The sequence below is a fragment of the Kribbella rubisoli genome, from assembly GCF_004217145.1.
Lineage (GTDB): Bacteria > Actinomycetota > Actinomycetes > Propionibacteriales > Kribbellaceae > Kribbella > Kribbella rubisoli.
Genome location: NZ_SHKR01000011.1, coordinates 471,269 through 497,681, shown reverse-complemented (window position 1 = coordinate 497,681; position 26,413 = coordinate 471,269). Strand labels below are relative to the sequence as shown.

Annotated in this window: 26 protein-coding genes; 13 read left to right on the top strand and 13 right to left on the bottom strand. The window is 68.1% G+C overall.

What is annotated here, in order from left to right; genetic code table 11:
- The first annotated feature begins 7 nt into the window (after positions 1 to 7).
- The 4 genes from EV645_RS05015 (at position 8) to EV645_RS05000 (ending at position 5,883) form a co-directional block, all read left to right on the top strand.
- Entirely contained in the window at positions 8 to 2,695 is a 2,688-nt protein-coding gene (locus EV645_RS05015) for a helix-turn-helix transcriptional regulator (RefSeq protein WP_130440201.1), read from the top strand.
- A 21-nt stretch (positions 2,696 to 2,716) separates the two neighbouring features.
- The gene (locus tag EV645_RS05010) at positions 2,717 to 3,898 is read left to right on the top strand and encodes a cytochrome P450 family protein (RefSeq protein WP_130440199.1); all 1,182 of its coding nucleotides are present in this window, start codon (positions 2,717 to 2,719) and stop codon (positions 3,896 to 3,898) included.
- 98 nt (positions 3,899 to 3,996) lie between these two features.
- Positions 3,997 to 4,626 (top strand): DedA family protein, encoded by a 630-nt coding sequence (locus EV645_RS05005; RefSeq protein ID WP_130440197.1) that lies wholly within the window; start codon positions 3,997 to 3,999, stop codon positions 4,624 to 4,626.
- A gap of 78 nt (positions 4,627 to 4,704) precedes the next feature.
- Positions 4,705 to 5,883 (top strand): polysaccharide deacetylase family protein, encoded by a 1,179-nt coding sequence (locus EV645_RS05000; protein WP_130440195.1) that lies wholly within the window; start codon positions 4,705 to 4,707, stop codon positions 5,881 to 5,883.
- Here EV645_RS05000 and EV645_RS04995 read toward each other — a convergent pair.
- Positions 5,878 to 6,702, bottom strand: coding sequence for an acyltransferase domain-containing protein (locus EV645_RS04995; protein WP_130440193.1), 825 nt, complete (start codon positions 6,700 to 6,702; stop codon positions 5,878 to 5,880). The genes EV645_RS05000 and EV645_RS04995 overlap by 6 nt on opposite strands.
- 139 nt (positions 6,703 to 6,841) lie before the next feature.
- Here EV645_RS04995 and EV645_RS04990 point away from each other — a divergent pair, with 139 nt between their 5' ends.
- Positions 6,842 to 7,675: a helix-turn-helix domain-containing protein gene (locus EV645_RS04990; protein ID WP_130440191.1), complete on the top strand. Its 834-nt coding sequence runs from the start codon at positions 6,842 to 6,844 to the stop codon at positions 7,673 to 7,675.
- An 11-nt stretch (positions 7,676 to 7,686) separates the two neighbouring features.
- On the top strand, positions 7,687 to 8,034 hold the full coding sequence (locus EV645_RS04985) for a VOC family protein (RefSeq protein WP_130440189.1): 348 nt from the start codon (positions 7,687 to 7,689) through the stop codon (positions 8,032 to 8,034).
- Positions 8,035 to 8,143: 109 nt separating this feature from the next.
- Here EV645_RS04985 and EV645_RS04980 read toward each other — a convergent pair whose 3' ends face one another.
- The 9 genes from EV645_RS04980 to EV645_RS04940 form a co-directional block, all read right to left on the bottom strand.
- Entirely contained in the window at positions 8,144 to 9,193 is a 1,050-nt protein-coding gene (locus tag EV645_RS04980) for a WD40/YVTN/BNR-like repeat-containing protein (RefSeq protein WP_130440187.1), read from the bottom strand.
- A gap of 76 nt (positions 9,194 to 9,269) precedes the next feature.
- Entirely contained in the window at positions 9,270 to 9,557 is a 288-nt protein-coding gene (locus tag EV645_RS04975; RefSeq protein ID WP_130440185.1) for a 4a-hydroxytetrahydrobiopterin dehydratase, read from the bottom strand.
- Positions 9,558 to 9,613: 56 nt separating this feature from the next.
- Positions 9,614 to 10,999, bottom strand: a complete 1,386-nt coding sequence (locus EV645_RS04970) for an MFS transporter (RefSeq protein ID WP_130440183.1) — start codon at positions 10,997 to 10,999, stop codon at positions 9,614 to 9,616.
- A 29-nt stretch (positions 11,000 to 11,028) separates the two neighbouring features.
- The gene (locus tag EV645_RS04965; protein WP_130440181.1) at positions 11,029 to 13,002 is read right to left on the bottom strand and encodes an ABC1 kinase family protein; all 1,974 of its coding nucleotides are present in this window, start codon (positions 13,000 to 13,002) and stop codon (positions 11,029 to 11,031) included.
- A 298-nt stretch (positions 13,003 to 13,300) separates the two neighbouring features.
- The gene (locus EV645_RS04960) at positions 13,301 to 14,053 is read right to left on the bottom strand and encodes a succinate dehydrogenase/fumarate reductase iron-sulfur subunit (protein WP_130440179.1); all 753 of its coding nucleotides are present in this window, start codon (positions 14,051 to 14,053) and stop codon (positions 13,301 to 13,303) included.
- Positions 14,050 to 15,927, bottom strand: a complete 1,878-nt coding sequence (locus EV645_RS04955; protein ID WP_130440177.1) for a fumarate reductase/succinate dehydrogenase flavoprotein subunit — start codon at positions 15,925 to 15,927, stop codon at positions 14,050 to 14,052. Before EV645_RS04955 ends, EV645_RS04960 begins: the two co-directional genes overlap by 4 nt.
- Before the next feature lie 15 nt (positions 15,928 to 15,942).
- A complete protein-coding gene (locus EV645_RS04950; RefSeq protein ID WP_130440175.1) occupies positions 15,943 to 16,743 on the bottom strand; it encodes a hypothetical protein in 801 nt (266 codons plus the stop codon).
- Complete coding sequence (locus EV645_RS04945) at positions 16,743 to 17,036, bottom strand: hypothetical protein (RefSeq protein WP_130440173.1); 294 nt, start codon at positions 17,034 to 17,036, stop codon at positions 16,743 to 16,745. Before EV645_RS04945 ends, EV645_RS04950 begins: the two co-directional genes overlap by 1 nt.
- Positions 17,037 to 17,138: 102 nt before the next feature.
- Positions 17,139 to 17,771, bottom strand: a complete 633-nt coding sequence (locus EV645_RS04940) for a hypothetical protein (protein ID WP_130440171.1) — start codon at positions 17,769 to 17,771, stop codon at positions 17,139 to 17,141.
- A gap of 49 nt (positions 17,772 to 17,820) precedes the next feature.
- Here EV645_RS04940 and EV645_RS04935 point away from each other — a divergent pair, with 49 nt between their 5' ends.
- From EV645_RS04935 to EV645_RS04915, 5 genes are all read left to right on the top strand, one after another.
- A complete protein-coding gene (locus EV645_RS04935) occupies positions 17,821 to 18,183 on the top strand; it encodes a (deoxy)nucleoside triphosphate pyrophosphohydrolase (protein ID WP_130440169.1) in 363 nt (120 codons plus the stop codon).
- A 140-nt stretch (positions 18,184 to 18,323) separates the two neighbouring features.
- Positions 18,324 to 18,620 carry a LuxR C-terminal-related transcriptional regulator gene (locus EV645_RS04930; protein WP_242000219.1) on the top strand — a complete coding sequence of 99 codons (297 nt, stop codon included), beginning with the start codon at positions 18,324 to 18,326 and terminating at the stop codon, positions 18,618 to 18,620.
- Positions 18,621 to 18,654: 34 nt separating this feature from the next.
- Complete coding sequence (mshB, locus tag EV645_RS04925; protein WP_130440165.1) at positions 18,655 to 19,566, top strand: N-acetyl-1-D-myo-inositol-2-amino-2-deoxy-alpha-D-glucopyranoside deacetylase; 912 nt, start codon at positions 18,655 to 18,657, stop codon at positions 19,564 to 19,566.
- 85 nt (positions 19,567 to 19,651) lie between these two features.
- The gene (locus tag EV645_RS04920; protein WP_242000218.1) at positions 19,652 to 20,170 is read left to right on the top strand and encodes a flavin reductase family protein; all 519 of its coding nucleotides are present in this window, start codon (positions 19,652 to 19,654) and stop codon (positions 20,168 to 20,170) included.
- Between the two features lie 111 nt (positions 20,171 to 20,281).
- Positions 20,282 to 22,054: a VanW family protein gene (locus EV645_RS04915; protein ID WP_130440163.1), complete on the top strand. Its 1,773-nt coding sequence runs from the start codon at positions 20,282 to 20,284 to the stop codon at positions 22,052 to 22,054.
- On the opposite strand, the gene EV645_RS04910 is transcribed toward EV645_RS04915, so the two are convergent.
- Positions 22,051 to 22,488, bottom strand: a complete 438-nt coding sequence (locus EV645_RS04910) for a type II toxin-antitoxin system PemK/MazF family toxin (RefSeq protein ID WP_130440161.1) — start codon at positions 22,486 to 22,488, stop codon at positions 22,051 to 22,053. The two genes, EV645_RS04915 and EV645_RS04910, sit on opposite strands and share 4 nt — an antisense overlap.
- Before the next feature lie 55 nt (positions 22,489 to 22,543).
- Between EV645_RS04910 and EV645_RS04905 the strand changes: the two genes are divergently transcribed.
- On the top strand, positions 22,544 to 23,920 hold the full coding sequence (locus tag EV645_RS04905; protein WP_242000217.1) for an MFS transporter: 1,377 nt from the start codon (positions 22,544 to 22,546) through the stop codon (positions 23,918 to 23,920).
- Here EV645_RS04905 and EV645_RS04900 read toward each other — a convergent pair.
- A complete protein-coding gene (locus EV645_RS04900) occupies positions 23,902 to 24,828 on the bottom strand; it encodes a GNAT family N-acetyltransferase (RefSeq protein WP_242000216.1) in 927 nt (308 codons plus the stop codon). The genes EV645_RS04905 and EV645_RS04900 overlap by 19 nt on opposite strands.
- Positions 24,829 to 24,944: 116 nt before the next feature.
- Between EV645_RS04900 and fdxA the strand changes: the two genes are divergently transcribed.
- Positions 24,945 to 25,271 carry a ferredoxin gene (gene fdxA, locus EV645_RS04895; protein WP_012923087.1) on the top strand — a complete coding sequence of 109 codons (327 nt, stop codon included), beginning with the start codon at positions 24,945 to 24,947 and terminating at the stop codon, positions 25,269 to 25,271.
- A 108-nt stretch (positions 25,272 to 25,379) separates the two neighbouring features.
- Here fdxA and EV645_RS04890 read toward each other — a convergent pair whose 3' ends face one another.
- Complete coding sequence (locus EV645_RS04890) at positions 25,380 to 26,327, bottom strand: VldE C-terminal domain-containing protein (protein WP_242000215.1); 948 nt, start codon at positions 26,325 to 26,327, stop codon at positions 25,380 to 25,382.
- Positions 26,328 to 26,413: the final 86 nt, after the last annotated feature.

Below are 26,413 nucleotides of genomic sequence, written 5' to 3'. Positions count from 1 at the left end.
GCGAGACATGCTCATCGGGCGGGAGGCGGAGCGCCGGGTGGTCGAGCAACTGGTCGCGGGGGCGCGGGTCGGAGCCGCTGGGGTGCTGCTCGTCACCGGCGAGCCCGGCATCGGCAAAACCAGCCTGCTGGACGAAGCTGCTGCCATGGCCGGCGGACTGCGCATCCTGCGCGCTCGCGGCGCCGAAGCCGAACGTGAAGTGCCTTTCGCAGCTCTGCTCCAACTACTACGACCAGCCCTGTCCAGCCTCGACCGCATCCCCGGTCCACAGCAGTCAGCACTCGCATCCGCGCTGGCGTTGAGGCCTGACACTGGTACCCCGGCGGACCGGTTCGCTGTCGGTGCCGCAACCCTCAGCCTGATCTGCCGGTACGCCGAAGACGCCCCGCTCGCGCTGATCATCGACGACGCACATCTGCTCGACCGTCCGTCCGCAGAAGCCTTGCTGTTCGCCGCACGGCGCCTGGTCGCCGATCCAATCGTCATGCTGATCGCAGCCCGTGCTCACGAACCGCATCCGCTAGAGGCTGATCTCCCGAGGCTGCAGCTGGACGGGATCACGCTCGAGGCCGCGCAACAGCTTGTGCAACACCTGCCGGGTGATCTGGTCGAGCAGCTCTACCAAACCGTGGCAGGTAACCCGCTGGCCCTGCTCGAGCTGGCAGACGACCCGGACCGCTTGCACCGTACGCCGCCCGGCGTGCCTCTCCCGGTGCCGACGATGCTCGCAGAAGCCTTTGTCAGCAGGGCAAACCGACTCAGCCCGGACGCTCGGACCGCGCTGCTGGTCTCGGCGATCGACGACTGTGAACTCGGAGCCGTCGCACGCGCCTGCGCAGAGCTGGGCGTTGACGTGGCGGTTCTCGAGGAGGCCGAAGCGGCCGGGCTGGTTGCGATCCGCGACGGTGAGGTCGTCTGGCGGCATCCGCTGGTCCGCTCCGCCATCTACACGAGTGCTGATCCAGCAGAGCGACGTACTGCGCATCGCGCGGTCGCCGGCACCACACCGGACGAGGACCGGCGTGCTTGGCACCTGTCCGAGGCAGTTCTGGGCGCTGACGATGAGGTGGCGGCCGGACTGGTCGTTGCGGCCGAACACGCCGCGGCTCGCGGGGCGCACGCGGTCGCTGCGACGGCGTACGAACGTGCTGGGCGACTGAGTCAGAGGCTGCAGGACCGCGCACTCAGGTTGGTGGCTGCTGGGGAGGCGGCGTGGTCGGCCGGACTTGCGGAGCGGGCAGGCGCCTTGCTCGCTGACGCGTTGATGCTGCAGCCGCCGCTGCCGGTGAAGCTCCGGGCGCAGGAGATTCGCGGCGACATCGAAGTGAAGTGTGGCTCGCCGCGCCGGGCTCGCGACATCCTCGTGGCTGCGGCCGCGGAGTGTACGGATCCGGAGGTCGCTACCGGGCTGCTCGCTGATGCTGTCGCGGCGTGCTTTCGGCTGTGTGACGCCGCGGCTGGTCTAGAGGTCGCGCACGAGCTGGATCGCCTCCGGCCGGCGCTCGAGCGGCCTGGTCCAAGGATCATGGGCATGCTGGCGAGCGGTGTGGCGAAGGTACTCGCCGGGGACGGCGGAATGGACCAGATCCGTGCGGCGATCAGCCTGGAGCCGTCGGACGAGCTGGACCGCGACCGTCGCCGCCAGGTCTGGATGGTGCTGGCCGCATTGTTCCTGCGAGAGACCGGCACCGGCCGGGCGATGCTGCAGCAAGCGATGCTCGAACGGCGGGAGCAGGTCGCTCTCGGGACACTGCCTGGACTCCTGTTCGTGCTGGCGCGCGACGATGCGACAACAGATCGCTGGGCCGATGCGGAGACGTCGTACGACGAGGGGATCCGGTTGTCGCGTGAGACCGGGCAGACGACCGAACTGGCGATGAACCTGGCCGGACTGGCGTGGCTGTGGTCGCACGAGGGCAGAGCGGAGTGCCAGGAGCTGGCTACGGAGTGCCTGCGGATCTGTGCCGAGCAAGAGATCCACCTCGGCACGCTGTGGTCCCTGTTTGCTCTGGGCGACCTGGAGTTGGGGCGTGGTGATCCGGCGGCGGCACTGCCGCAGTACGAGCGGCTGGTCGACGTACTGGCCGAGTATGGGTTGAAGGACCCGGACCTGTCGCCGGCGCCGGAGCTGGTTGAGGTCTATCTGCGGTTGGGGCGGGTTGAGGATGCGAAGCGGGTGGCTGACGAGCACTCAGCTCTGGCTGAGGCCAAGGGACAGCCGTGGTCGTTGGCGCGGGCAGCGCGGGCGCGTGGTGCGGCCGGTGACAGCGAGGACGACTTCCTGCTGGCGCTCAGCCAGCATGAGGTGACGCTCGACGCCTTTGAGCTCGCTAGGACACGTCTTGCGTACGGCGCGTGGCTGCGGCGAGTACGACGGCGTGTCGACGCGCGTACGCAGCTCCGGCTCGCGGTGGAGGGTTTTGACGGGCTCGGTGCACTCGGGTGGGCCGACCAGGCCGCTGCGGAGCTCAAGGCGACCGGTGAGACCGCACGTCGTCGTGTGCCGAGCACGGCGGACGAGCTGACTCCGCAGGAGCGGCAGATCGCGGTACTGCTCGCAGACGGGCACAGCATCCGAGAGGCCGCGGCCAGGCTCTTCCTGAGCCCGAAAACCGTCGAGTACCACCTGCGCAAGGTCTACACGAAGCTGGGCATCCACTCCCGCACGGAACTCGCTGAGCACCTAGTGTCCTGAGCCGAACGTAGGCTGGCGGGCATGAGGCAGCCGTTCACGGAGACCAGCGGGATCGCCCGGCACTGGGGATTCGAGGATCTAGCGGCCGAAGGACCCGTGCAGCGGCTCATGCTGTTCACCGGCGTCCCGGTCTGCCTGATCACCGGGTACGCCGAGACGCGCGAACTGCTCGCGCATCCGGACGTGGTGCGCTCGCCGCTCGACGGGCCGCACCGCGACACGGTGATGGACGACCTGATCAACCGCACCGAGCGACACATGCTCGGGGCGAACCCGCCGGACCACACCCGGCTGCGCAAGCTGGTCACGGCTGCGTTCACCCGCCGCCGGATCGACGCGCTGGAGCCGCGGATCCGTGAGATCGCGACCGGCCTGCTCGACGAGATGGCCGTCGCGGGGGATCGCGTCGACCTCGTGAACGCGTACAGCTACCCGCTGCCGATCACGGTGATCTGCGAGCTGATCGGCATCCCGCCGGTCCGCCGCGAGGACTTCCGCCAATGGTCGTCGGTGTTCGTGAACGCGAGTATGCACACCGCCGACGAGTACGTCGAGGCGACCACGCTGATGCTCGACTTCGTCCACGAGCTGATCGTCCAGAAGCAGCAGGCGCCGACCGACGATCTGCTGTCCGGCCTGATCGCGGCCCGCGACGGCGGCGACCGGCTGAGCGAGGACGAGCTGACCTCGATGATCTTCCTGCTGCTCGCGGCCGGCCACGAGACCACGGTCAGCCTGATCACGAACGGCGTACACGCCCTGCTCCGCCATCCTGACCAGCTCGAGCTATTGAAGGCCGAGCCGGACCGGCTGCCGGCGGCGATCGAGGAACTGCTCAGGTACGACGGCCCCCTGCAGGCCGCGATCCCGTACATCGCCCAGGCGCCGATCGACATCGCCGGGAGCCGGATCGAGGCCGGTGAGGTGATCGTGTTCGCACTGCTGCCCGCGAACCGCGACCCGCGGAAGGTCGAGCGGCCGGACGAGCTGGACATCACCCGGCCGGACTCAGCGCACCTCGCTTTCGGGCACGGGATCCACCACTGCCTCGGCGCGCCGCTGGCCCGGTTGGAGGGCCGGATCGCGCTCGGCATGCTGTTCGAGCGCTTCCCCGACCTCCGCCTGGCCGAGCCGGAGCGGGACCCGGTCCGCACGCCCGGCCTGCTGATGAACGCGATCCGCGAACTGCCGGTACAGCTCTGACCACAGCCAGCCGCGAGCCCTGAACATCGGATGAACCGCACCTGAATCACACCCGTGGGATTGCGGCGATCTTGGTGGCGGATGGCATCCTTGGCCGGGTGACGGAGTTGCTAGAGGTCGCGCGGCACCTGCTCAGCTTTGCGATGGCCTCGCACTGGCTGCTGCTCATCCTGTTCGTGGCCGCCGCTGTCGACGCCGTCTTCCCGGTGGTTCCGAGCGAGGGCATGGTCATCACCGCGGGCATGGCCGCGGCCGCCGGCCACCAGAACCTGATGCTCGTCATCGCGGTCGCGATGGTCGGCTCCGTCATCGGCGAGTCCACCTGCTACTTCATGGGCCGTGGTTCCGGCCCGGCGTTGCACCGCTGGATGAAGCGCCAGGAGCGTCGCCAGCAGATGTACGACCGGGTCTCGGGCGCGCTGCACGCGCGCGGCGGGCTGATCCTGATGACGGTCCGCTACATCCCCGGCGCGCGGATGGTCGCCACGCTGACCGCGGGCGCGACCCGGTACTCGTTCAAGAAGTTCATCGTGTTCACGTTCTTCGGCGTGACGATCGCCTACACGTACGTCGCGCTGCTCGGCTACCTCGGCGGCGACGCGTTCGCGCACGACCAGTTGAAGGGGCTCGCGTTCAGCCTCGGCCTGGCCGCGACGATCGGTCTGCTCGTCGAGACGTCCCGCCGGATCGCGGTGAAGCGCCGCGCGGCGAAGATCACGAGCGCTTAACGATCCCCACCCCGGTTTCCGGCCGGGCGCGTGTCCCGGAGCAACCTCGACGGGCTTTCGTGCGTCAGTAGAGCCGTGGTGAGGCCTGGGGTTAACCTCGCGGGCGCCGCGGTTGTTGTCGCGGCGGTCCTGGCCGGGTGTGCCGACGTACCGCTGGAAGGTGCTCCGTCGGCGACTACCTCGCCCTCGCACAAGCCGCGGCCCAAGCCGACTGCTAAGCCCACGCCGACAGCCACTTCGACGCCGACTCCGGCGCCCACGGTGAAGCCGAGCGGCGGCACTCTGCCGGCTGCGGCACCGGTCTTGCGGTCGTTCCCAGCCCGCCTGCCGAACGGCAAACCACCGCTCTTCGTCGTGGTCTCCTTCGACGGAGCCGGCGATCTAGCCCTCTGGGCTCGCTGGCGCGCGGTAGCGAAGCAGGTCAACGCGCGGATGACGTTCTTCCTCTCCGGCCCGTACCTGTACCCGGGCGATCACCGCACCGACTACAAGCCGCCGTACCACCAGCCCGGCGCCTCCGACATCGGCTGGGGCGACACGGCCAACGTGCTCGGACGCACGAAGGTACTGCGGGAGGCGATCGCCGAGGGCCATGAGATCGGCACCCACGCGAACGGTCACTTCTGCGGCAAGAACGGCATCGGCCGCTGGACCACCGCCCAGTGGACCGCCGAGCTGAGCGCGTTCGACCGGATGGTGCGGACCGGGCCTACGCTGGCCGCAGGCAAGGCCGTCGTACCGCCGTTCGACCCGTCCACCGTCAAGGGCATGCGGACGCCCTGCCTCGAGGGCAACCGGCCTGCGTACCGGCAGGCCATGGTGCAGCGCGGCATGCTGTACGACGCGTCCGCGCCGGGCTACATCAGCTGGCCGAAGAAGCAGAATGGTCTGTGGGACTTCCCGCTTGAGTCAGTGACCCTGGCCGGTACCAGCAAGAAGACGCTGACGATGGACTACAACCTGTGGTTCGCGCAGACCCAGGCGCGCAAGGCTCCGCTCGCCCAGGCGCCCGCGCTGAAGGCGCAGGTGCTCGCGACGTACCAGCAGGCGCTGGCGAAGTCCCGGGCGAGCGGCAACCCGCCGCTGTTCCTCGGCAACCACTTCAACCGCTGGAACAACAGCGTGTACTCGGATGCCTTGACGGACTTCGTCAAACAGACGTGTACGCAGCCCGACGTACGGTGCGTGTCCAACATGGAGCTGGCGAGCTGGCTGGCGAAGTACGGCGTACCGAGCAACCAGAACCGGCCGTCATAACTTCAGGTAGCCGTAGCCGCTCTGCCAGGTGCCGCCGTCCTTGATGCGGCCGACTACCAGGCGCTGCAGGCGGGTGTCCTGCGGGAGCTCGTCCAGGTGGTCGGTGCCGTGGGTGCGGAACGTGAAGAAGATCGCGCTGTCCTGGCTGTCGTTCGGCGTCCCGTACGGCGTGAAGCGGCGGCCGAACTTCACCATGTTGGAGTCCTGGGGCAGGTTGTCGAGCAGGTACGGGTCGATCAACCAGGACCACAGGTTCGCAGTCTTCACCGGGTACTCCGGGAAGTGCCGCGGGAAGAACTCACGGGCCTGCTGGAAGCTGTCGTCGACCAGCTCCGGGGTCAGCGGGCCGGTCTCGGGGATGTGTACGCCGATGATCCATTCGCCGGTCTCGGTGCCCGGGACCGGCTGGTCCTCCGTGACCTGGAACAGCATGTACTGCAGCCGTCCCAGCGAGTAGAGGTTGCCGACCCAGAAGTTCGTCAACCACCAGTGCGTCTCGAGGCTGTACTCGCCGTGGGTGCGGCGGCTGACCTTGAGCTGCTGTCCGAGGTCGGCCAGCGAGGCCCAGCTGATGTCGTCGGGGATGCCGCGGCTGGAGTGGTACGCGCGGATGTCCGGCACGGTGTCCAGGTACGCCTGGACCGAGTTCCGCGCGTCCTCCGGCATCCGGAACTCCGGCTCACTCCCGAGCTTCCCGATCGCGGCCCGGATCTGGTCGGCCAGGTCCTTCACCACCGCCGCATCCGGTGTGAACGCCTCGGCGGCCTCCCGGTCGGCATCGTCGAAACCCAGCAGGCGGTACTCCTCGGCAGTCGTCACTTCTCAACGGTAACCGATGTAAACGAGCCAGAGACTTACGATTCGCGTCGTGAACAAAGGAAGGAAGAAAAGGGAGGCTCGGGCAGGCGTTGCGGGTGCGTGATTTCGTGTGGGGTTCGTCGGTGCGAGACGGTGGGGCATGGCTTATGAGCGGTTCTTGCCGGGGGCACAACTGCGGGAGGTGATCGACCATGTGTGGTTGGTTGACTCCGAGGCGTTGCCGGAAGTGCGGCAGGAGATTCTGATTCCGAACGGCCGGCCGGGGCTTGCGGTTGCGTTGGGGGATGCGGGGACTCGGCATGACCCGGTGAGTGGGGCGGAGTGGGTGAACGGGGCGGCGGTGTTCGGGGTGATGACTCGGCCGCAGGTGATCAGCCAGCTTGGAGTGTCGAGTTACGCGGGTGTGGAGTTCACGCCGTGGGGGCTGGCGTCACTTGGCTTGCCTGCTCTGATTGATGAGGTCCGGCAGTTGGCGGACTGGGTGGGGCCGGAGACGGCGTCTGGGTTGGCGGCGGAGTTGCGGTTGGAGCCATTCGGTCAGGCACGGGCGGACCGGTTGGCGGGCTTTCTCGCGGCGCGTACGACGACCACAGCCGCTCCGCCGATCGTCGCCGAGGCCGTGCGGGCGATCGACGAACTGCGCGGCCAGGTTGCTGTCGCCGACGTCGTACGCCGGTGCGGGACGTCGTACAGCACCTTGTATCGGGTGTTCCGGAAGAACGTCGGGATCGGGCCGAAGCAGTACGCCGAGATCATCCGCTACTACCACTTCGTCGGCGGGCTGCTCGGCGGTCCGGCGGATGCGGCCGCGACCTTGTCGGCGTTGCACGGGTACTACGACCAGGCCCACGCCGCACGCGACTTCAAGCGGTACACCGGCGTCAGCGCGACGTCGTTCCTCGCCGTACAGAACGGCATCGCCGCGTTGATGCACGGAAGATCCGTCCAAGACGAGCCCGGCCCGGATGCGTGACGATCGGACACATGGGACGCATTGTGCATGTCGAGATCGTTGCCGAGGACCACAATCGGGCCGCGGAGTTCTACAGCAAGGTGTTCGGCTGGCAGGTGACACCGGCGCCCGTGCCGGAGGGATACCTGCTCGCGGAAACAGGGCCGGGGGAGGGGATCGACGGCGCGATCATGAGCAGCCGGTACCAGTCGCAGCCGACGATCGTCTGGATCGAGGTCGACGACCTCGAGGCGACGCTTGCTGATGCCGCTAGGGCGGGTGGAGACCAGGTCGGTGAGATCCAGGAGCTGCCGGGCATCGGTCGCCTCTGCTACCTCCGGGACACGGAAGGCGTGCTGGTCGGACTCCGCCAGAGCTGACCTGGTGTGCAAGCTCGACAGGAGGTGTCCGGAGATCCGCGCGGTTTCCAGGCGTGCTCAGGCGGGAGAGAGCCGGCAGTGGACATATACGTCCTGTCGAGCTGCACGTTCAACGCTCCTCGGCGAGCCCCAGATAGAGGATCTTCGGGTCGGAGGGGTTGAAGGCCAGGGACGGGATGCCGTCGTTGCGGTTGTGGTGTTTGGTGAGGTCGCCGGTGGAGGGGCGGAAGCGGTACAGGTCGGCGCCGAAGTTGGCGAAGGACGTGCCGTAGCTGAAGTAGATGAGGTCCGGGTCGACCGGTGACGCCCACATCTTGTTGCCGTTGATCAGGTCGGCCCGGCTCTGGTCCAGAACCTCGCGGAACTTCAGTCCGCCGTCGGTCGACTCCCAGATGAACCGCGTCGCCCGGTCCCGGTCGTACCCCTCCATCCAGACCTTCGACGGATCGGCCGGCGAGATCGTCAGACTGAACGCGTTCACCCGCTCGACGGGCCGCGACCGGGTCCAGCTGCGCCCGCCGTCGGACGTGACGTAGACACCGTCCGACATCACGCCGATGACGATGTGATCCGGGTTCCGCGGGTCCACGACAGCGTCGTACACGAAGAGATCGTGAGCAGGCAGTACGCCGGTGCGCCGCCACGTCACGCCGTCGTCCGACGAGTCGTACAACTGTCCGTCGCCGGCAACGACGCGCAGCCGACCAGGCCGTGCGTCCAGCGCGGCCAGCCCGCCGCCGTCGACCGGTCCGAGCACTGTGCTGACCTTCGACCCGTGCACGCGATGGATCGGCTGGTCGTTGACGCTGTAGATGTACGCCGAGTCGCCCGGCCCGGGCTGGACGTCGTACGTGCTGAGGTCGTCAGGCGCCTTGTCGAGCAACTGCCAGCTGCAGCCGGCGTCGCTGGAGCGCTGGATGGACTGCTTGCCGATGGTGATCAGTGTGTTCGGCTCTTCGAGGGCCGCGACCTTGGCGTACGTGACGGCGCGCAGCTTGCCGGTTGTCGGCGCGAGGGTCTCGCCGTCGGACTCGGTGATGGTCACCGAGCCGTCGCCGTACACGGTGTCGCAGTGCGGAGCGTTCCAGAACCAGCCGGGGTCCGCCTGGGACGGGACGAGTGCAAGCAGGACGGTGAGAGCAGTACCTAGGGCGGTCATGCCTTAGATTCAAGGCGTTTCCGGGCATGCCGGACCAGCACTTGTCCTGGCGGACAAGCGTCATGACGGGAACAAGTCAGCCGGCGGCGGTGTCGATGTGGCGGGCCAGGACCAGGTCGTCGTCGGTGATGCCGCCGGCGTCGTGGGTGGTGACCCGGAACGTGATCGTGGTGTAGCGGATGTCGATGTCCGGGTGGTGGTTCATCGACTCGGCCAGCTGGGCAACGGTCGCCACCAGCCGGATGCCGTCCAGGAAGGCCGGCGCCTTGACCTCGCGGACCAGTTCCTTGTCCACGACCTTCCACTGCGGCAGGTGGTCGCGGATCGCGAGATCGATCTGGTCGTCGGTCAGAAGCTCAGCCATGCGCTCACTCTAGCCCTGCCGCCATGCCCGCGCTGTAACCGCTGGACTCCCGGCGCTCAGGCTCGCCGGCATCGCGGTGCAGCCAGGAAGCCGAGCAGCGCCAGTACGCCGCCAGCGGTGACGATCGAGCCGAAGACCCACGGGCGTGGGTTGTCGGAGTTGAAGGCCAGCAGCGTCCCGCTGATGGCCAGTCCGGTCGCGATGCTCATCGTCGCGGCCATCTGGCCGGCGCTGCTGTTGCGGCCTGAGTTGCTGTGGTCGGACAGGTCCAGCGTGAGGACGGACAGGCTGGACGAGCTGAGGCCCATGCCGATGCCTGCGAAGCCCCAGCCGATCAGGCCGATCCAGGTCGTCCCGTTCGTCCACGCGAGCAATGACGTGACCAGCAGTCCGATTGCCATGAAGGCCAGTCCGGTCCGCAGTACGGTGACTCGCTCGATCCCGTGCTCGCGGCCCTGCAGCCACGAACCGAACGCCCAGCACACTCCGGTGATCGACAACGTCACGCCGGCCTTGGACGGGCTGAAGTGGTGCTGCAGCGTCAGCAACAGCGGGAGGTATGCACCGGAGACGGCGAATGCAGCCCCTCCCAGTGCGCGTACGGCGACCACGGCCGGGAATCCGCGTCGGGCGACGAACATGCCCGCGGGCATCACGCGTACAGCAGCTCGTGCGAGGACGGCGAGCGCCACGACAACCGCCGTACCGCTGATGATCGGATGGGCCTCCAGGTGGTCACCGGCCAGGGTCATCGAGAAGAGGGCGACGGAGGCGGCCAGGGCCCAGGGGAGCGCGGCTCGCCACGCCTCGAGCTCGGCGACGTCTTCGGCAGTCCGTTCAGGCGCCTCTGCGGTCGCCGACTGGCGCATCGCCGGGCCGAGGAGCAGCCAGCTCGGGACGAGCAGGACGATCGCGCCGAGGAAGACCCAGCGCCAGCCGAACTGCTCGGTGACCACACCGGTCAGCACAGGTCCGAGTACGGACGGAAGGATCCACATCGCGGCGAACAGCGAGAACATGCGCGGCCGCAGTACGGCGGGAAGCGCGCGGGCCACGAGCACGACCAGCGACACGTCGAGCAGCCCTTCGGCCAGGCCGCTGAGCAGACGGCCTGCCACGACCATCGGCATCGCGGTCGCGGTCCCGACGAGGATCTGGGCGAGCGCGAACGAGATCGCGCCGGCGCGCAGGGTCGGGATCGGTCCACGGCGGTCGGACCAGAGGCCGGCGATCGCGAGCGAGATCAGGTAGCTCGCGTTCGGCGCGGCGTTCGCGAGACCGAAGCTGCCGAGGGCGTCGAACTCGCGAACCATCGTCGGCAGCGCCGTACCGACCGCGCGGTTCTCGAACGCGCCGAGCGTGACCAGCCCGATCACGCCGAGCACCAAGGGCAGGTGTTGTCCGGTGAACAGCCTGGGGCGGGACTCAGTGGTGGAGGGCATGAAGGATATGGTCGAAGTTCAAGTTAGGTTTAAGTCAAGTGGCGTGGCAGGCGGAAGATCAGCACCAGGACGCGAAGCACGAGGACCGCGCAGATCACCAGCAGGTTGTAGCCGATCAGTTGGTAGAGCGTCATGGACGCCGTGACCTGCGGGCCGCCCGGCGTACCGAGCAGCAGCACGGCCATCAGACCCGCGGTCGCGCCGAGGATCGCCAGCAGGGCTTGGTGAAGCAGGCCGGTGATGTGCCGGCGGTCGCGGTCGTCGGCGAGGAGTCTGACGTTGACGCCGAGCCGTCCGCTCTCCGCGGCGGCCGCGATCCGGTCGATCCGCCGCGGCAGCCGCCGCAACATCGGCAACAGCGTCGCCAATTCCTCGGTCGCCGTACGGCGTAACGCCTCCGGGGCAAGGCGATCCGTGACGTGGGCCGCGGCAAACTGACGCGACGCGGCGACCAGATCGAACCCGGGGGAGATACGCGAGATCGTCCCCTCGATCGTCGCCAGCGCACGGAACACCGCGGCAACCTCAGGCGGCACGCCGAGATCGTGCGACGTGATGATCTTGAACAGGTCGTTGAACATGGCCGGCCCGAGCGAGACCCCGGCCGCGAGGTGCCGGGTCATGAACTGGCCGACAGCCCGCTCGAGAGCGCGTTCGTCGATGACGTCGGGGAGGTAGACGATCTCGAGCAAGGCATCGGTCGCGGACACCGGATCGCCGTGGTCGATCGCCAGCAGGAAGCGCTGTAAGGCGTCGCGGGTGGCGGGGTCGAGGCGGCCGACCGAGCCGAGGTCGAGCATGCCGATCCGGCCGTCGACGAGCAGCAGGAAGTTGCCGGGGTGCGGGTCGGCGTGGAAGACGCCGTCGATCGCCACCTGCCCGAGCAGGCAGTCGAAGAGCGAACGGCCGAGGCGGACAGGATCGAGGCCCCGGTCGGCGATCGCCTGCCGCGCATTGCCGAGACCGATTCCGTCCAGGCGCTCCATCGTGAGGACGCGGCGGGTCGACTGGTCCGGGTACAGCTGCGGTACGACGAGGTCGTTGCTGGAAGCAACGGAACGGCCGGCGGCGACCGTGGTCATGTTGCCGGCCTCGACGGTGAAGTCGAGCTCCTCGCGCATCGCGTCGGCGAACCCGTCGGCGAGAGCGCGAACGCCCATCGAGCGGCCCCAATCGGTGTTCCGCTCGAGCAGGCGGGCGAGGCGGCGGACGATGTCGAGGTCCCGGTCGACGATGCCGGCGATACCGGGGCGCTGGACCTTGACCACAACGCGCGGGCCGTCAGGTAGGCGGGCGGTGTAGACCTGCGCGACGGACGCGGCGGCGAGCGGTTCGCTGTCGAAGTCGGCGTACACCTGACGGGGTGGGGCGCCGAGCTCCTCGGTGAGGACCTGCTCGATCTCCGCCCAGGGACCGGGGGAGACCTGGTCCTGAAGCCTGCTGAGCTCGGTGGCGACCGCGCTGGGGATGATGTCGCTGCGGGTGGACAGCACCTGGCCGAGCTTCACGAACGTGACACCGGCCTCGTCGAGCGCGAGCCGCAGCGAGCGAGCCAGGTCGGCCTGCCCGGCAGCGTTCTCCCGGCCGGGGCGCCGGCGGCCGCGGAGGTACGGTCCGAGGCCGTGCTTGATCGCGATCCGGAGGATCTGCAGGTACCGCCGGGTGCGGGCGATCCGGCCGCTCAGATCCCGGCGCAGATCGCGGGCCCGAGGCAACGACCCGGTCGGCACCAGCGCTTCGGCCAGGACCAGGAACACGAGCCCGGCCAGCATCGAGAACAGCGTCGTCAGCACCAGGAACGCGATCGCCACGCCGTTCGACCCGGTGTACGGCGGTTTGCCCACCAGCGCGTTGGCGATCGGGCTGAACAGACTCAGCGTGATCGCGGCGGCCAGCACCATCCGCACCACCCCGAACCGCACACCCAGCAACCGCTGCGCGACCGGCACGAAGATCACCAGGAACACACCCAGGCTGAACAACCCCGCAACCACAACGTCCATGTCCGGAACGATAGGTGCTGCCCCACCCCAACCGACTCACCCACGCGAGTGACCCACCCCGGCCACGTCCCCCACGCGCGTGACCACCCCGTGTCCCGCCCTCGGCCCACCCCGCCATGCGCGTTCATGGGTTCACCCATCCGATGGTGGGTTCCCGGCCCTGGTTACGGGCGGGGAACCCACCACGGGATGGGTGAACCAGGCAGATGGGGCCGGGCAAGGGGTGAGCCCCTGGCTCCGGGTGGGGCCAGGGGCTCGGGTACTGCGGTGCCGCCGGGTGCGGCGGGATGGGTCTGCGTCAGGCCGGGCGGCGGCGGATCTTGTTGCCGAGCCAGACGATCGGGTCGTACTTGCGGTCGGCGACGCGCTCCTTCATCGGGATCAGCGCGTTGTCGGTGATCTTGATGTGTTCGGGGCAGACCTCGGTGCAGCACTTGGTGATGTTGCAGAAGCCCAGCCCGTGCTGGTCCTGGGCCGCGTTCTGCCGATCGGCGGCGTCGAGCGGGTGCATGTCCAGCTCGGCGACGCGCATCAGGAACCGGGGACCGGAGAACGACTCCTTGTTCTCCTCGTGGTCCCGGATCACGTGGCAGGTGTCCTGGCACAGGAAGCACTCGATGCACTTGCGGAACTCCTGCGAGCGCTCCACGTCCACCTGCTGCATCCGGTACTCACCCGGCTTCAGGTCCGCCGGCGGCTTGAAGGCCGGAACCTCGCGGGCCTTCTGGTAGTTGAACGAGACGTCGGTGACCAGGTCCCGGATCACCGGGAACGTCCGCATCGGCGTGACCGTGACGACCTCGTCCTCTTCGAACGTGTTCATCCGGCACATGCACATCAGCTTCGGCATGCCGTTGATCTCGGCGCTGCAGGAGCCGCACTTGCCGGCCTTGCAGTTCCACCGGACCGCCATGTCCGGCGTCTGCGTCGCCTGCAGCCGGTGGATGACGTCGAGGACGACCTCGCCCTCGTTCACCTCGACCTCGTAGTCCTTGAGCTCGCCGCCCTCGGAGTCCCCGCGCCAGACGCGGAATTTGCCCTTGTAACTCATTTGGCCGGCAGCTCCTCATCCGTCAGGTACTTCTTCAGTTCGTCGACCTCGAACAGCTCGAGCAGGTCCTCGCGCATCGGGATCTGCTGCTCCTCGGTCACGTTCACGTGGCCCTCGGCGTCGAGCTTGCAGACCAGCAGCTTCTTGCGCCACTCCGGCGACATCTCCGGGAAGTCGTCGCGGGTGTGACCGCCGCGCGACTCCTGCCGCAGCAGCGCCGCACCGGCCACGCACTCGGACACGGTCAGCATGTTCCGCAGGTCGAGCGCCAGGTGCCAGCCGGGGTTGAACTGCCGGTGACCCTCCACCGTCATCTTCGCGATCCGGCCGCGGAACTCGGCCAGCCGGCCGAGCGCACGCTCCATCTCCTCTTCCTTGCGGATGATGCCGACCAGGTCGTTCATCGACTGCTGCAGGTCCTGGTGGATCGAGTACGGGTTCTCGCCGCCCTCGAGCTCGAACGGCGCCAGCGCCTCGGTCGCGGCCGAGTCCACATCGGCCTCGTCGATCTTCGGCCGCTCCTGCAGACCGTCGACGTACGTCGCGGCGCCCATGCCGGCGCGCCGTCCGAAGACGAGCAGGTCGGACAGCGAGTTGCCGCCGAGCCGGTTCGACCCGTGCATGCCGCCGGCAACCTCACCGGCCGCGAACAGACCGGGGACCGTCGACGACGCGGTGTCCGGGTCGACCTCGACGCCGCCCATCACGTAGTGGCAGGTCGGACCGACCTCCATCGGCTCCTTGGTGATGTCGACGTCCGCCAGCTCCTTGAACTGGTGGTGCATCGACGGCAGCCGCCGAGTGATCTCCTCGGCCGGCAGCCGGGTCGAAACGTCCAGGAACACGCCGCCGTGCGGCGTACCCCGGCCTGCCTTCACCTCGGAGTTGATCGCGCGCGCGACCTCGTCCCGCGGCAGCAGCTCCGGTGGGCGCCGGTTGTTGTCGGCGTCCTTGTACCAGCGGTCGGCCTCTTCTTCGTTGTCCGCGTACTGCGCCCGGAACACGTCCGGCACGTAGTCGAACATGAACCGCTTGCCCTCGGAGTTCTTCAGTACGCCGCCGTCGCCGCGGACCGACTCCGTGACCAGGATCCCCTTCACCGACGGCGGCCAGACCATGCCGGTCGGGTGGAACTGGATGAACTCCATGTTGATCAGCGTCGCGCCGGCCCGCATGGCCAGCGCGTGCCCGTCACCGGTGTACTCCCAGGAGTTCGAGGTGACCTTGAAGGACTTGCCGACCCCGCCGGTCGCCAGCACGACCGCCGGTGCGTCGAACAGGATGAACCGGCCGGACTCACGCCAGTACCCGAAGGCGCCGGAGATCGCGTCGCCGTCCTTCATCAGCTCGGTGATCGTGCACTCGGCGTACACCTTGAGGTTGGCCTCGTAGTCGCCGGTGGCCTCGAAGTCCTCCTGCTGCAGCGAGACGATCTTCTGCTGCAGGGTGCGGATCAGTTCCAGGCCGGTGCGGTCGCCGACGTGCGCGAGCCGCGGGTAGGTGTGGCCGCCGAAGTTGCGCTGGCTGATCCGGCCGTCGGGCGTGCGGTCGAACAGCGCGCCGTACGTCTCCAGCTCCCAGACCCGGTCGGGAGCCTCCTGCGCGTGCAGCTCGGCCATCCGCCAGTTGTTCAGGAACTTCCCGCCGCGCATCGTGTCGCGGTAGTGGACCTGCCAGTTGTCGTTGGAGTTCGCGTTGCCCATCGCGGCCGCGCAACCGCCCTCGGCCATCACCGTGTGCGCCTTGCCGAACAGCGACTTGCAGATGATCGCGGTCTTCTTGCCCTGCTCACGGGCCTCGATCGCCGCGCGCAGGCCGGCGCCGCCGGCCCCGATCACGACGACGTCGTAGGAGTGTCGTTCCAGCTCAGTCATATCCAGAAATCCCGGTCAGTTGATGATGCGCAGGTCGGAGAACCATCCGGCCGCGAGGGCCATGATGTAGAAGTCGGTCAGGATCACGGTGAACAGCGACGTCATCGCGAACGTGCCGTGCTTCGGGTTCAGCTTGGACACGAAGGTCCAGTACCGGTAGCGCAGCGGGTGCTTGGAGAAGTTCTTCAGGCGGCCGCCGACGATGTGCCGGCAGGCGTGGCAGGACAGCGTGTACAGCCACAGGCAGACCAGGTTGACCCAGATGATCACGGTGCCGAGGCCGATACCGAAACCGCCGTCCTTGCCGTGGAAGGCCTGAACGCCGTCGTAGACGTTGAGCAGGCCGAAGACCAGCGCGCCGTAGAAGAAGTAGCGGTGCAGGTTCAGCGCCACCAGCGGGAACTTGCGCTCACCGGTGTAGGTCTTGTGCGGCTCAGGCACCGCACACGCGGCCGGCGCGAAGAACAGCGACCGGTAGCCCGCCTTGCGGTAGTAGTAGCAGGTGCCGCGGAAGCCGGCCAGGATCACGAACGTGATCAGGCTGAACGGCACGAACCGCGGGAAGTCGCCGAACCAGGTGCCGAGGTGGCTGGAGCCTTCGACACAGCTGCTGGTGACACAGGGCGAGTACAGCGGTGTCAGGTAGTGGAACTCATCGACCCAGTACCACTTGTTCATGAAGATCCGGATCGTCGCGTAGACGACGAAGAACAGCAGGATCACGCCGATCCGTAACGGCGCGAGCCACCATCGATCCGATCTCGCGGTCTTGAGGCCTATCTGTGCGCGGCCGGGGCTGTCTACTCCGGTGGCCATCAGGGAGCGTGCCTGTCAGGCGCGCCGAAGCCTTCATGCTCCGCGTCTGTCCACATGGACGCGTCATACTCCACGTCGGGAATCTCCTCGAGTTCCTCCGGAACGGGTCCGGGCCTGTGCCTGGGGTCGGGCGGGCCGAGCTCTGCGAGATCGTCGCTCAGCCGGGCCACGTCGGACACCAGGCGGCGAATGCCGAGGGTGTCACCGTACTCCTGGCTCAGTTTGCCGACGGCACCGTGTAGCCCTTCGAGCGCGCGAGCGACCGCGGCAACGCTGTTGTTGCCTTCACCCATGCCTACTCCAGTGATGGTTATGTAGCTGTCAGTATGGGCACACTTTGCCCCCGCGAAGCGCCCAACGGAAGACCCATCGGTACGGCGTGTTTCCGGTTAGGGTTACCTCAGTTGCGACCGTGCCGACGGGTGGAGTAATGGAGCGAATCCGGCCTTCAGTACAAGAAGATTCGCCGGTGGAGTAAGCGTCTCCACCTGATGCAGACCGGGCGGTCGCAGCGCCTCGCCGTACCCGTCCCAGGACCACGGCAGCACCTGCTGCCCGAGCACCAGCGCCGGACGTCCGTCGAACCGCACCATCGCCCCGTCCGGCAGGCCGGCGAGGTCCTGGGTGGTGGTTCGTTGCCGTCGGGTCCGCGATTCGACCCGTTCGCTGTGCAGTACCGCGTCCATTTCCGCCGCCCGCGGACGCTCAGGGAGATCGCGGGCGCGCGCCCACGCCCCGGCGTACAGCAGGAAATCCCTGCGGCGGCAGTAATGACAAGGGCGATGTCCCGCGGCGAGAGCGACGGCCTCGTCGAAGAAGAACAGTGCCGTCCAGCGTCCCGGCGGCATCGGATCGCGCCGGATCCCCTTCCAGTCAAGGACGCAGCAGATCCACGCCTTCGACCGCCAGCGGGTCGTGCCCAGGCGGCGGTCGGTCGAGTGCAGGCTGCCGCGGTTGCCCATCAGCAGACCGCGGCCTGACTCGGCCACGATCTCCTGGGTGGGCAGAACCCTGTTCTGCAACGGCATACGGGCATCATGTCGGACTCGGCGGACAGTTTCTGGCAGAGTCGCGACAATGCAGACAGTTGTTGGAGTCGCCGTCGTCCGCGACGGTCTGGTGCTGGCGGCGTACCGGGTGGGCGGCGGCTGGGAGTTCCCGGGCGGGAAGGTCGAGCCGGGGGAGACCGACGAACAGGCCGCGGTGCGGGAGATCCGCGAGGAGCTCGATCTGGAGATCAAGGTCGGCGACTCGCTCGGCCCGGGCGTGGACATCTCGGCGGACTACCGGCTGCACGTCTATCTGGCCACGGCCGTCGCCGGAGATCCGGTACTGCGGGAGCACGCGGAACTGCGCTGGTTCGGACCCGCCGAGCTCGACGAGAAGAACTGGCTGGAGCCGGATCGCCCGTTCGTGCGGGCTTTGCGCGACCGACTCTGAGTGGCAGAAGTCACACCGCTGTCCGCCACCGAAACCTCACGCAGCGGAACTGTATGGGTGGTTTGTATGGGTTGTACCTGGTGAGTGGTCCGACTCGCCGACGAGAATCCTGCCCTGAGGACTTCTGGGGAGGAGTTTGTATGTCGGTGTATCCGGCAGTTCCGGTGGTGCGAAGAGAGGACTTCGCGCCCGAGATCGTGTGCGAGGTGTACGAGCTCGGGTCGCACCGGCGGACCCCGGCGGCGGTCAGGGAGCTGACCAGCCGGCAGGTCACGATCGGCCGGATGATGTCGACCGGCGCGAAGGATGCCGCGATCGCCCGCGACCTGGGTCTGTCGTTGCGGACGGTGCGCGCCGAGATCAGCGCATTGATCGCCGGGCTCGGCGCGAAGTCCCGTTTCCAGGCGGGCTGTCTGCTCGTCCGCCGGTTCGGCTGACAGAACTGTCCGAGGGCCGACGTAGGCTTTCGGCATGGTTGAGCTTGCTGAGCGCCGGTTGATGCTGGTGCACGCCCACCCGGACGACGAAACCATCAACAACGGTGCCACGATGGCGCGCTACGTGGCTGAGGGCGCCCACGTCACGCTGATCACCTGCACCCTCGGTGAGGAGGGTGAGGTCCTCGTCCCCGAGCTCGCCCACCTGGCCTCCGACCAGGACGACGCCCTCGGCGAGCACCGGATCGGTGAGCTCGCCAACGCGATGGCCCAGCTCGGAGTCACCGACCACCGCTTCCTCGGCGGCGCGGGCAAATATCGCGACACCGGGATGATCTACAACGACGAGGGCAACGCCGACGTCCCGCACGAGACCCGCAAGGACAGCTTCTGGCAGGCCGACCTGGTCACCGCGGCGAACGATCTGGTCCCGCTGATCCGCGAGCTCCGTCCGCAGGTCCTGGTGACCTACGACCAGTGGGGCAACTACGGCCATCCCGATCACATCAAGGCCCACCGCGTCGCGACATACGCCGCGGACCTCGCCGCCGCGCGGTCGTACCGGGAGGACCTCGGCCCGGCCTGGGACATCCCGAAGATCTACTGGACGGCGATGGCCGAGTCCCGGATGCGTTCGCAGCTGCGGCTGCTCCGCGAGGCCGGCGACACCACGACGTTCGAGGGGCTGGACCCCGACGGCCCGATGCCGCCGATGATCACCCCCGACCGGCTGATCGACTGCATCGTCGACGGCGAGCAGTTCGTCGACCGCAAGATGAACGCGATGAAGGCGCACGCCACCCAGATCACCGTCGACGGCCCGTTCTTCGCCCTGTCGAACAACCTCGGCAACCAGATCTGGAGCTCCGAGCCGTACCGCCTGGTCAAGGGCACCCCCGCGCCGGACGCCGACGGTCTGGAGCACGACCTGTTCGCGGGCCTCTAGACGATTTGGCCGGACGACCTGTGAGGTGACCGTTGCCACACGCTCGGTTGAGGCATCAACCTTCCGGCAGGCATAACCTGCAGTGGTGTCCTCATCCGAGCCCAGTGGGAGCGTCCCGCCTGCGGAGTTCCGTACTGCGCTCGGGCGGTTCGCGTCGGGGATCACGATCATGAGCACGCTGCAGGACGGCGTCGCGCATGCGATGACCGCGAACGCGTTCACCTCGGTGTCGCTCGACCCGCCGCTGGTGCTCGTCTGCGTGGACAAGGGCGTGCGGATGCATGCCGCCGTACTCGACTGCGGGTACTGGGCGGCGTCGGTGCTGTCCGGTGCGCAGCGGGAGATCGCGGAGCGGTTCGCGCGGTCCGGGCGGGACCTGTACAGCCAGTTCGACGGCATCGGTACGACGGCCGGCCCGAAGACGGGATGCCCGGTGGTCGACGACTCGCTGTCCTGGCTCGAGTGCCGCACCTGGGCGACGTACGACGGGGGCGACCACACGATCGTGGTGGGTGAGGTGCTGAGCCTCGGCACCGGCGAGCCGGCTGACCCGAGCGCCCTGATCTACCACTCCAGTCACTACCGGAATCTCCCGGGAAACTGAGCGTTACCGCGGGGCAACCAGGGGCTGCCCCGGCGGTCAAAAGACCCTTCCGCGTCCCGTAAGATGTGCGCTTGTGCCTTGACCACGGCTCGAGCAGGAGGACTTCGTCCGGTGGGGAGAAAGCAGCTCGCGGGGATCATTGCCGCCGCGGGGCTCGGCGTGCTCGTCGTGGGGTACGGGGCGGCGTTCGCATTCGCCGGCGACAAGATTCCCGGTGACACGACCGTGCTCGGGATCCCGATCGGCGGTCTCTCGAAGGACGACGCGAAGGCCAAGCTGGACGCCGGTCTCAAGGACCGGATCGCGGCCCCGATCGCGCTGAAGGCCGGCGAGTCGAAGTTCACCGTGGCACCGGCCGACGCCGGGCTGACGGTCGACGTGGATGCCACCGTCGATGCCGCGGGAGCGGGCCGCAGCCTGTCCCCGGCCCGGATCTGGCACGCGCTCACCGGTGGGGACGCGGTCAAGCCTGTCGTCGACAAGGACGACGCGAGGCTCAAGGCAGCGATCGACAAGCTTTCCGCCCAGGTGAACCGGCCGGCCACCGAGGGCACGATCACGTTCAAGGGCACCACGCCGGTCACGCACCAGCCCGCCCCCGGGCTGCAGTTGGACGCCGCGAAGGCGCCCGCGGCCGTGGTCGCGGCGTACCCCTCGGACGGGAACGCGAAGGACCTTCCGGTCGGCGTGACCCAGCCGAAGGCCGGGAGCGACGCGATCAAGAAGGCGCTCACGGACTTCGCCGAGCCGGCCATGTCCGGCCCGGTCCGGCTGACCGTCGGCTCCAAGTCGGTCGAGCTGGAGCCGGCCGAGATCGCGCCGGCGCTGACGCTGACCGCCCAGGAGGGCCAGGTCATCCCGGCCCTGCGGACGAAGTCGCTGGAGCCGTTGTTCCAGCAGCGGTTCAAGACTCTCGAGACGCTGCCCAAGGACGCGACGGTGCAGATCGTCGGCGCCGGGCCGAAGGTGATCCCGGCAGTCGACGGCATGGTCGTCGACCGGGCCAAGGTCGGCGCGGCGATCCTGGCGATCCTGCCGAAGCCGACGGGCGAGCGACGGGCGGCCGTACCGCTGACGCCGACCAAGGCGGCGTTCACCACCGAGCAGGCGACGGCGCTCGGGATCACCCAGAAGATGGGCGATTTCCAGACCCAGTTCCCGCACGCGCCGTACCGCAACACCAACATCGGGACGGCTGCGCGCAAGATCAACGGGACGCTGCTGAAGCCGAACGAGACGTTCAGCCTGAACAAGATCGTCGGCGAGCGGACCAAGGAGAACGGCTTCACCGAGGGCTACATCATCAGCGGCGGGAAGTTCGAGAAGGACCTCGGCGGCGGCGTCTCGCAGTCGGCGACCACCACCTTCAACGCGGCCTTCTTCGCCGGGCTGAAGGTCCTCGAGCACAAGGCGCACAGCGTCTACATCTCGCGCTACCCGGTCGGGCGCGAGGCGACGGTCGCGTGGCCGAACGTCGACCTGAAGTTCCTGAACGACTCCGGTCACGGGGTCCTGGTGCAGACGGTCTTCAAGCCGTCGACCCCGGGGAACTCGGGCAGCATCCGGGTGATCATCTGGGGCACCAAGGTCTGGGACATCACCGCCGGGCAGTCGGGGAAGTCGAACTTCAAGCAGCCGGTCGTCCAGTACAACCCCGCTCCAGGCTGCGAGGCCCAGGCGCCGACCCCGGGCTTCGACATCACCATCTACCGGTACTTCGCGAAGAACGGCCAGCGGCTCAAGACCGAGCAGTTCACCACGAAGTACAACGCGGCCAACGACATCCGCTGCGGCCCGAAGCCCGGCACCATCCCGACACCACCGCCAGGTGGCACCACGACGCCGCCGGGCCGGGTCAAGCCGCCCACCCGTCCGGCAAGCTAGCTTCTGTGTAGTTTGTGGAGCTCTGCGGCCACTTGGTTGAACAGTTGTTCGTCGATCACGGCGCCTTCGCGGCGTACCTGCTGCGGTTCGATGCGTAGGACCCGGTCGAGCCGGACCTCGCTGGGCCGGTGTTCCTTGTCCCAGGATCCGCTGCCGATGTCCAGCCAGACCCGGCCCCAGCGCGCCTCGTCGGCGGCGTCGCGGTCGTGGTCCTTGCTGGTCAGGATCAGCGCCAGCAGGTAGACGTCGTCGGAGCCGACGACGAGCACGGGCCGGTCCTTGCCCCGGTGGTGGTCCTCTTCGAACGGCACCCAGGTCCAGACGATCTCGCCCGGGTCGGCCACCCCGTCGTCCGGGTGCGGTTTGTACTCGACGTGCACGGTCCCCTCGAAGTCCCCGGGGTACTCCGGACGCTCCACCACGTGATCCGCCATGGCACGGGAGCCTAACCCCACTCACATCACAGGGGCTTCACACCGTTCCACTGTCGTGCTGACCACAGAGACCCGAACCGTCAACCGCGGCGCGATCCTCGCCGTGCTGCTCACCGGCCAGTTCATGGCCAATATCGACACCGCGGTCGCGAACGTCGCGGGCCCGTCGATCGGCGCCGATCTGCACGCCTCCGAGGGTGCGGTCGGCCTGGTCGTCTCCGGGTACGTCGTCGCGTTCGCCGTACTGCTGATCACCGGCGCGCGTCTCGGCTCGTCGCTCGGGTACCGGCGTACGTTCCTGCTCGGCCTGGCCGTCTTTACCGCGGCATCTGCTCTGTGCGGCCTCGCGCCCGGCATCACCACGCTGGTGATTGCTCGTTTCGTCCAGGGCGCTGGTGCGGCCCTCATGGTGCCTCAGGTGCTCAGTGGCATCCAACTGCACTTCCAGGGCCGCGATCGGCTCAAGGCGCTCGGCTACTTCTCGATCGCGCTGTCCGGCGGCGCCGTGGCCGGGCAGCTGCTTGGTGGTGTGCTGATCGCCGCGGACATCTTCGGCACTGGTTGGCGGCCGATCTTCCTGGTCAACGTGCCCATCGGCATCGCTCTGGCCGTGGCAGGTCGTCGCTTGCTGCCTGCCGATTCTGTTGCACGCCGCGACCGCCTGGACCTGACCGGCGTACTTGCCTTGTCCACAACGGTTCTGCTCGTCATCGTCCCGCTCCTGCTCGGCTCCGAACGCGGCTGGCCCACGTGGTCCTGGCTGTGCCTCCTGCTCAGCCTGCCCGCTCTAGCGCTCTTCGAGTACGGCGAACGTCGTACGGCGGCGCGTGGTGGCCGGCCGCTCGTAGCCCGACAGGTACTGGCCGACCGCTCGGTCCGCGCCGGTCTGCTCGCCCACGGCTGCACCAGCGGCACGTACTTCGCTTTGCTCTTCGTACTGGCCCTCTACCTGCAGGGCGGTCTGCACAAGGGTCCGGCGTACTCCGGCTTCGCCATGGTTGTCTGGGTGGCTGCGTTCGGTCTGGCGGGACCGATCCTGCCGAGGCTGCGCAGGGGCGTGCGGTTGATGCCAGTGATCGGCTGTCTGGTTCTGACCGCCGGCAACGTGTCCGTGCTGGCCTATCTGCTTCTGGGCGGACACACTGGTCCGCGCCTGTTCGCTCTTCTGGGCATTGGCGGGCTGGGCCTTGGTATCAGCGCCAACACTCTCATCGGTGCAGTCACGTCGCGCCTGTCCTCGGAGTATGCCGCTGACCTGTCCGGAGTGGTCGCGACGAACGCACAGCTCTCTGGAGCGCTAGGTGTCGCGCTGGCCGGCTCTACCTACGCTGCGCTGGCTACAGACCCCAGCCGGGCGCTGGAGGTTGTGCTGGCGGGTTTCGTCGTACTGACGCTCATCGGGGCCGCTGCGGCTCACCGATTGGTCAGATAGCGGTACCGGTACGCCTCGCGGTACCCGAGCTGCGTGTACGTCGCCATGGCGGCGGCGTTCTCGAGCAGCACCTCGAGATAAGTACGCCGCCCGCCGTGCGGCCCCGCCCAGCGCGCCAGCCCTTGCACGATCGCCGTACCGAGCCCTCGGCGGCGGTAGTCGGCGCACACCCGGATCGCGTCCACGCCGAGCCAGTGTCCCGTCATAGCTCCGCGCCCGACCGCCACAACTTGCCCATCGAGCGTGACCGACGCGAACACTGCCTTAGCGGCTCCCTCGAGAACCGTCGGGGCTACCTCCGGCACCGGGCCTTCGAAAGCAGCCGCGTACCACTGAGCATTCGGCTGCTCAGCCAGCTGTACGGCGTACCCAGGCTCGGCGTTCACGTGGTCGAGCGTGGTGTGCATGACCAGTACGTCGGACTGCCCCGGCCGGGCGTCCACCCAACCGCAGGTCTGAATCTCCTCGGCTTGCGGACTGCCGAGGCGGACCTGGGCCTGTGGAGGAAGGCCTCGCTCGGTGTAGAAGTCCTCCGCTTGTCTGAGGACTTCGGAGACGGGCATTCCGGGGCTGCCCGTAGGGAGAAGTGAGTTGCCCCGGCCCGTCCAGCCCGAGGATGCCCGGAGCAACCAGTGGCCGATGTACGCCCGCTCGACTGCCGGGCGGCCCAGGGCGGTCGTCAGGAACAATTGGTCGACGTCGACCGGCCGGAGCGGCATCTCGGGGATCGTTTTGGCCGCCGTGACGTCCGCAGCCGGGATCTCATGCACAGTGCTGTCCACGTGCCGGACGGCCAGGCCGTCGGGGTCGCAGGCCTGCAGAACGCCGATCACATCGGTCAGACCGCCCGGTATCCGGTGCCGGACGACGACACGGTGGCCGATATCACGGGCGCCGAGGCCTGACACGATCCGGACTCCTGGCAAAGTGGACGAAGGACTACCGTGATACTAGAGACACGAGCATCACCGCATCGCAGCACCCCGAATCCCCGCTGCGCTTGCCTGCCATAGGAGGAGTAGCAGTGACCTACGTCATCGCGCAGCCGTGTGTTGACCTGAAGGACCTCGCCTGTGTCGAGGAGTGCCCCGTCGACTGCATCTACGAGGGCAACCGGATGCTGTACATCCACCCCGACGAGTGCGTCGACTGCGGAGCATGCGAGCCGGTCTGCCCGGTAGAGGCGATCTACTACGAGGACGACACCCCGGAGCAGTGGAAGGACTACTACACCGCGAACGTCGACTTCTTCAACGACCTCGGCTCGCCCGGCGGTGCGTCCAAGCTCGGCAAGATCGACAAGGACCACCCGTTCATCGCCGCGCTCCCGCCCCAGGAACACGACGAGTAAGAAGAAGAGAAACCAAGAGGTGAGGGTGGTCGCGGCCCTGCCCCCGCAGGAACACGACGAGTAAGCATCCGATCACGGAAATGGGACGCCCGGTCGGGCGTCCCATTTCTATTGGTCCAGCACGTCCACGTGGACGTGGTCGAGGTGGCGCAGGATCTTGGGGTCACCCGAGCGTTCCGGTGGTGTGTAGTCCCGCCAGCCGCTGTCCGACCGACCGCCGGCGGTCCAGATCTTGTCGCTGAAGATGACCGTCTTGATCTTCAGCAGGTCGGCCCGCGCGACCAGGTACTGCGCGATCGCCCAGCCCTTCGTGGTGTGCGCCGCCGAGATCGGCCGGACGAACACGTCCACCGCCCGGCCGTCATAGTGCGCCGACCCCTCCATGTGCCCGGTCGAGACCCCGCCAGCGGCGTACCCGCCGGTCGACAGCTTCCCGAACGTCCGGACCAGATCCTTCCGGACGGCATCCGCGCGCGGCGTCAGCCCGTTGGCGCCCACCTTCTCCGCAGGCGCCGAGTCGGTGTTCACGGTGCAACTGAACACGCTCTTCGACTGCCCGGTCAGCGCGGACGCCAGGACGCGGGCGTCCGCCTCGTGATCGGCGTACGCCGTCGGGAACGCGCTGCGTTGCACCTTGTCCGCGGCGACCGTGATCGCGAGCGTCTGGTAGTCCTTGATCTTGACCAGCGCGTCGTAGAACTTCCCGGTCGCGTAGTACGGGTCCCTCACCTGGGTCGGCGTACCCCAGCCCTGTGACGGCCGCTGCTGGAACAGCCCGAGCGAGTCGCGGTCGCCGTGCGCCAGGTTGCGCAGGTCGGACTCCTGGTACGCCGTGGCGAGCGCGATCGTGGCCGCGCGGGCCGGCAGACCTCGCCGTACGGCGGTGCCCGCGATGATCGCCGCCGACTCGGCCTGCTCGAAGTCGAGCACGACCATCTGCCCGTTCACCGTCGCCGTGCACTGCTCGCGCGGCGGCAGGAGGCTGCCCACCTGCTTGCCGCCCAGCCAGGCGATACCGACGCCGACGGCAAGGCTGAGCACGCCAATGGCACCCACGGCCACAAGGGCACCACGCTTCACCGGCATACCGCTCCCAACGTCCGAGGGCGGGGGACAGGTTCCAGTTCGCCGATCACGAACTG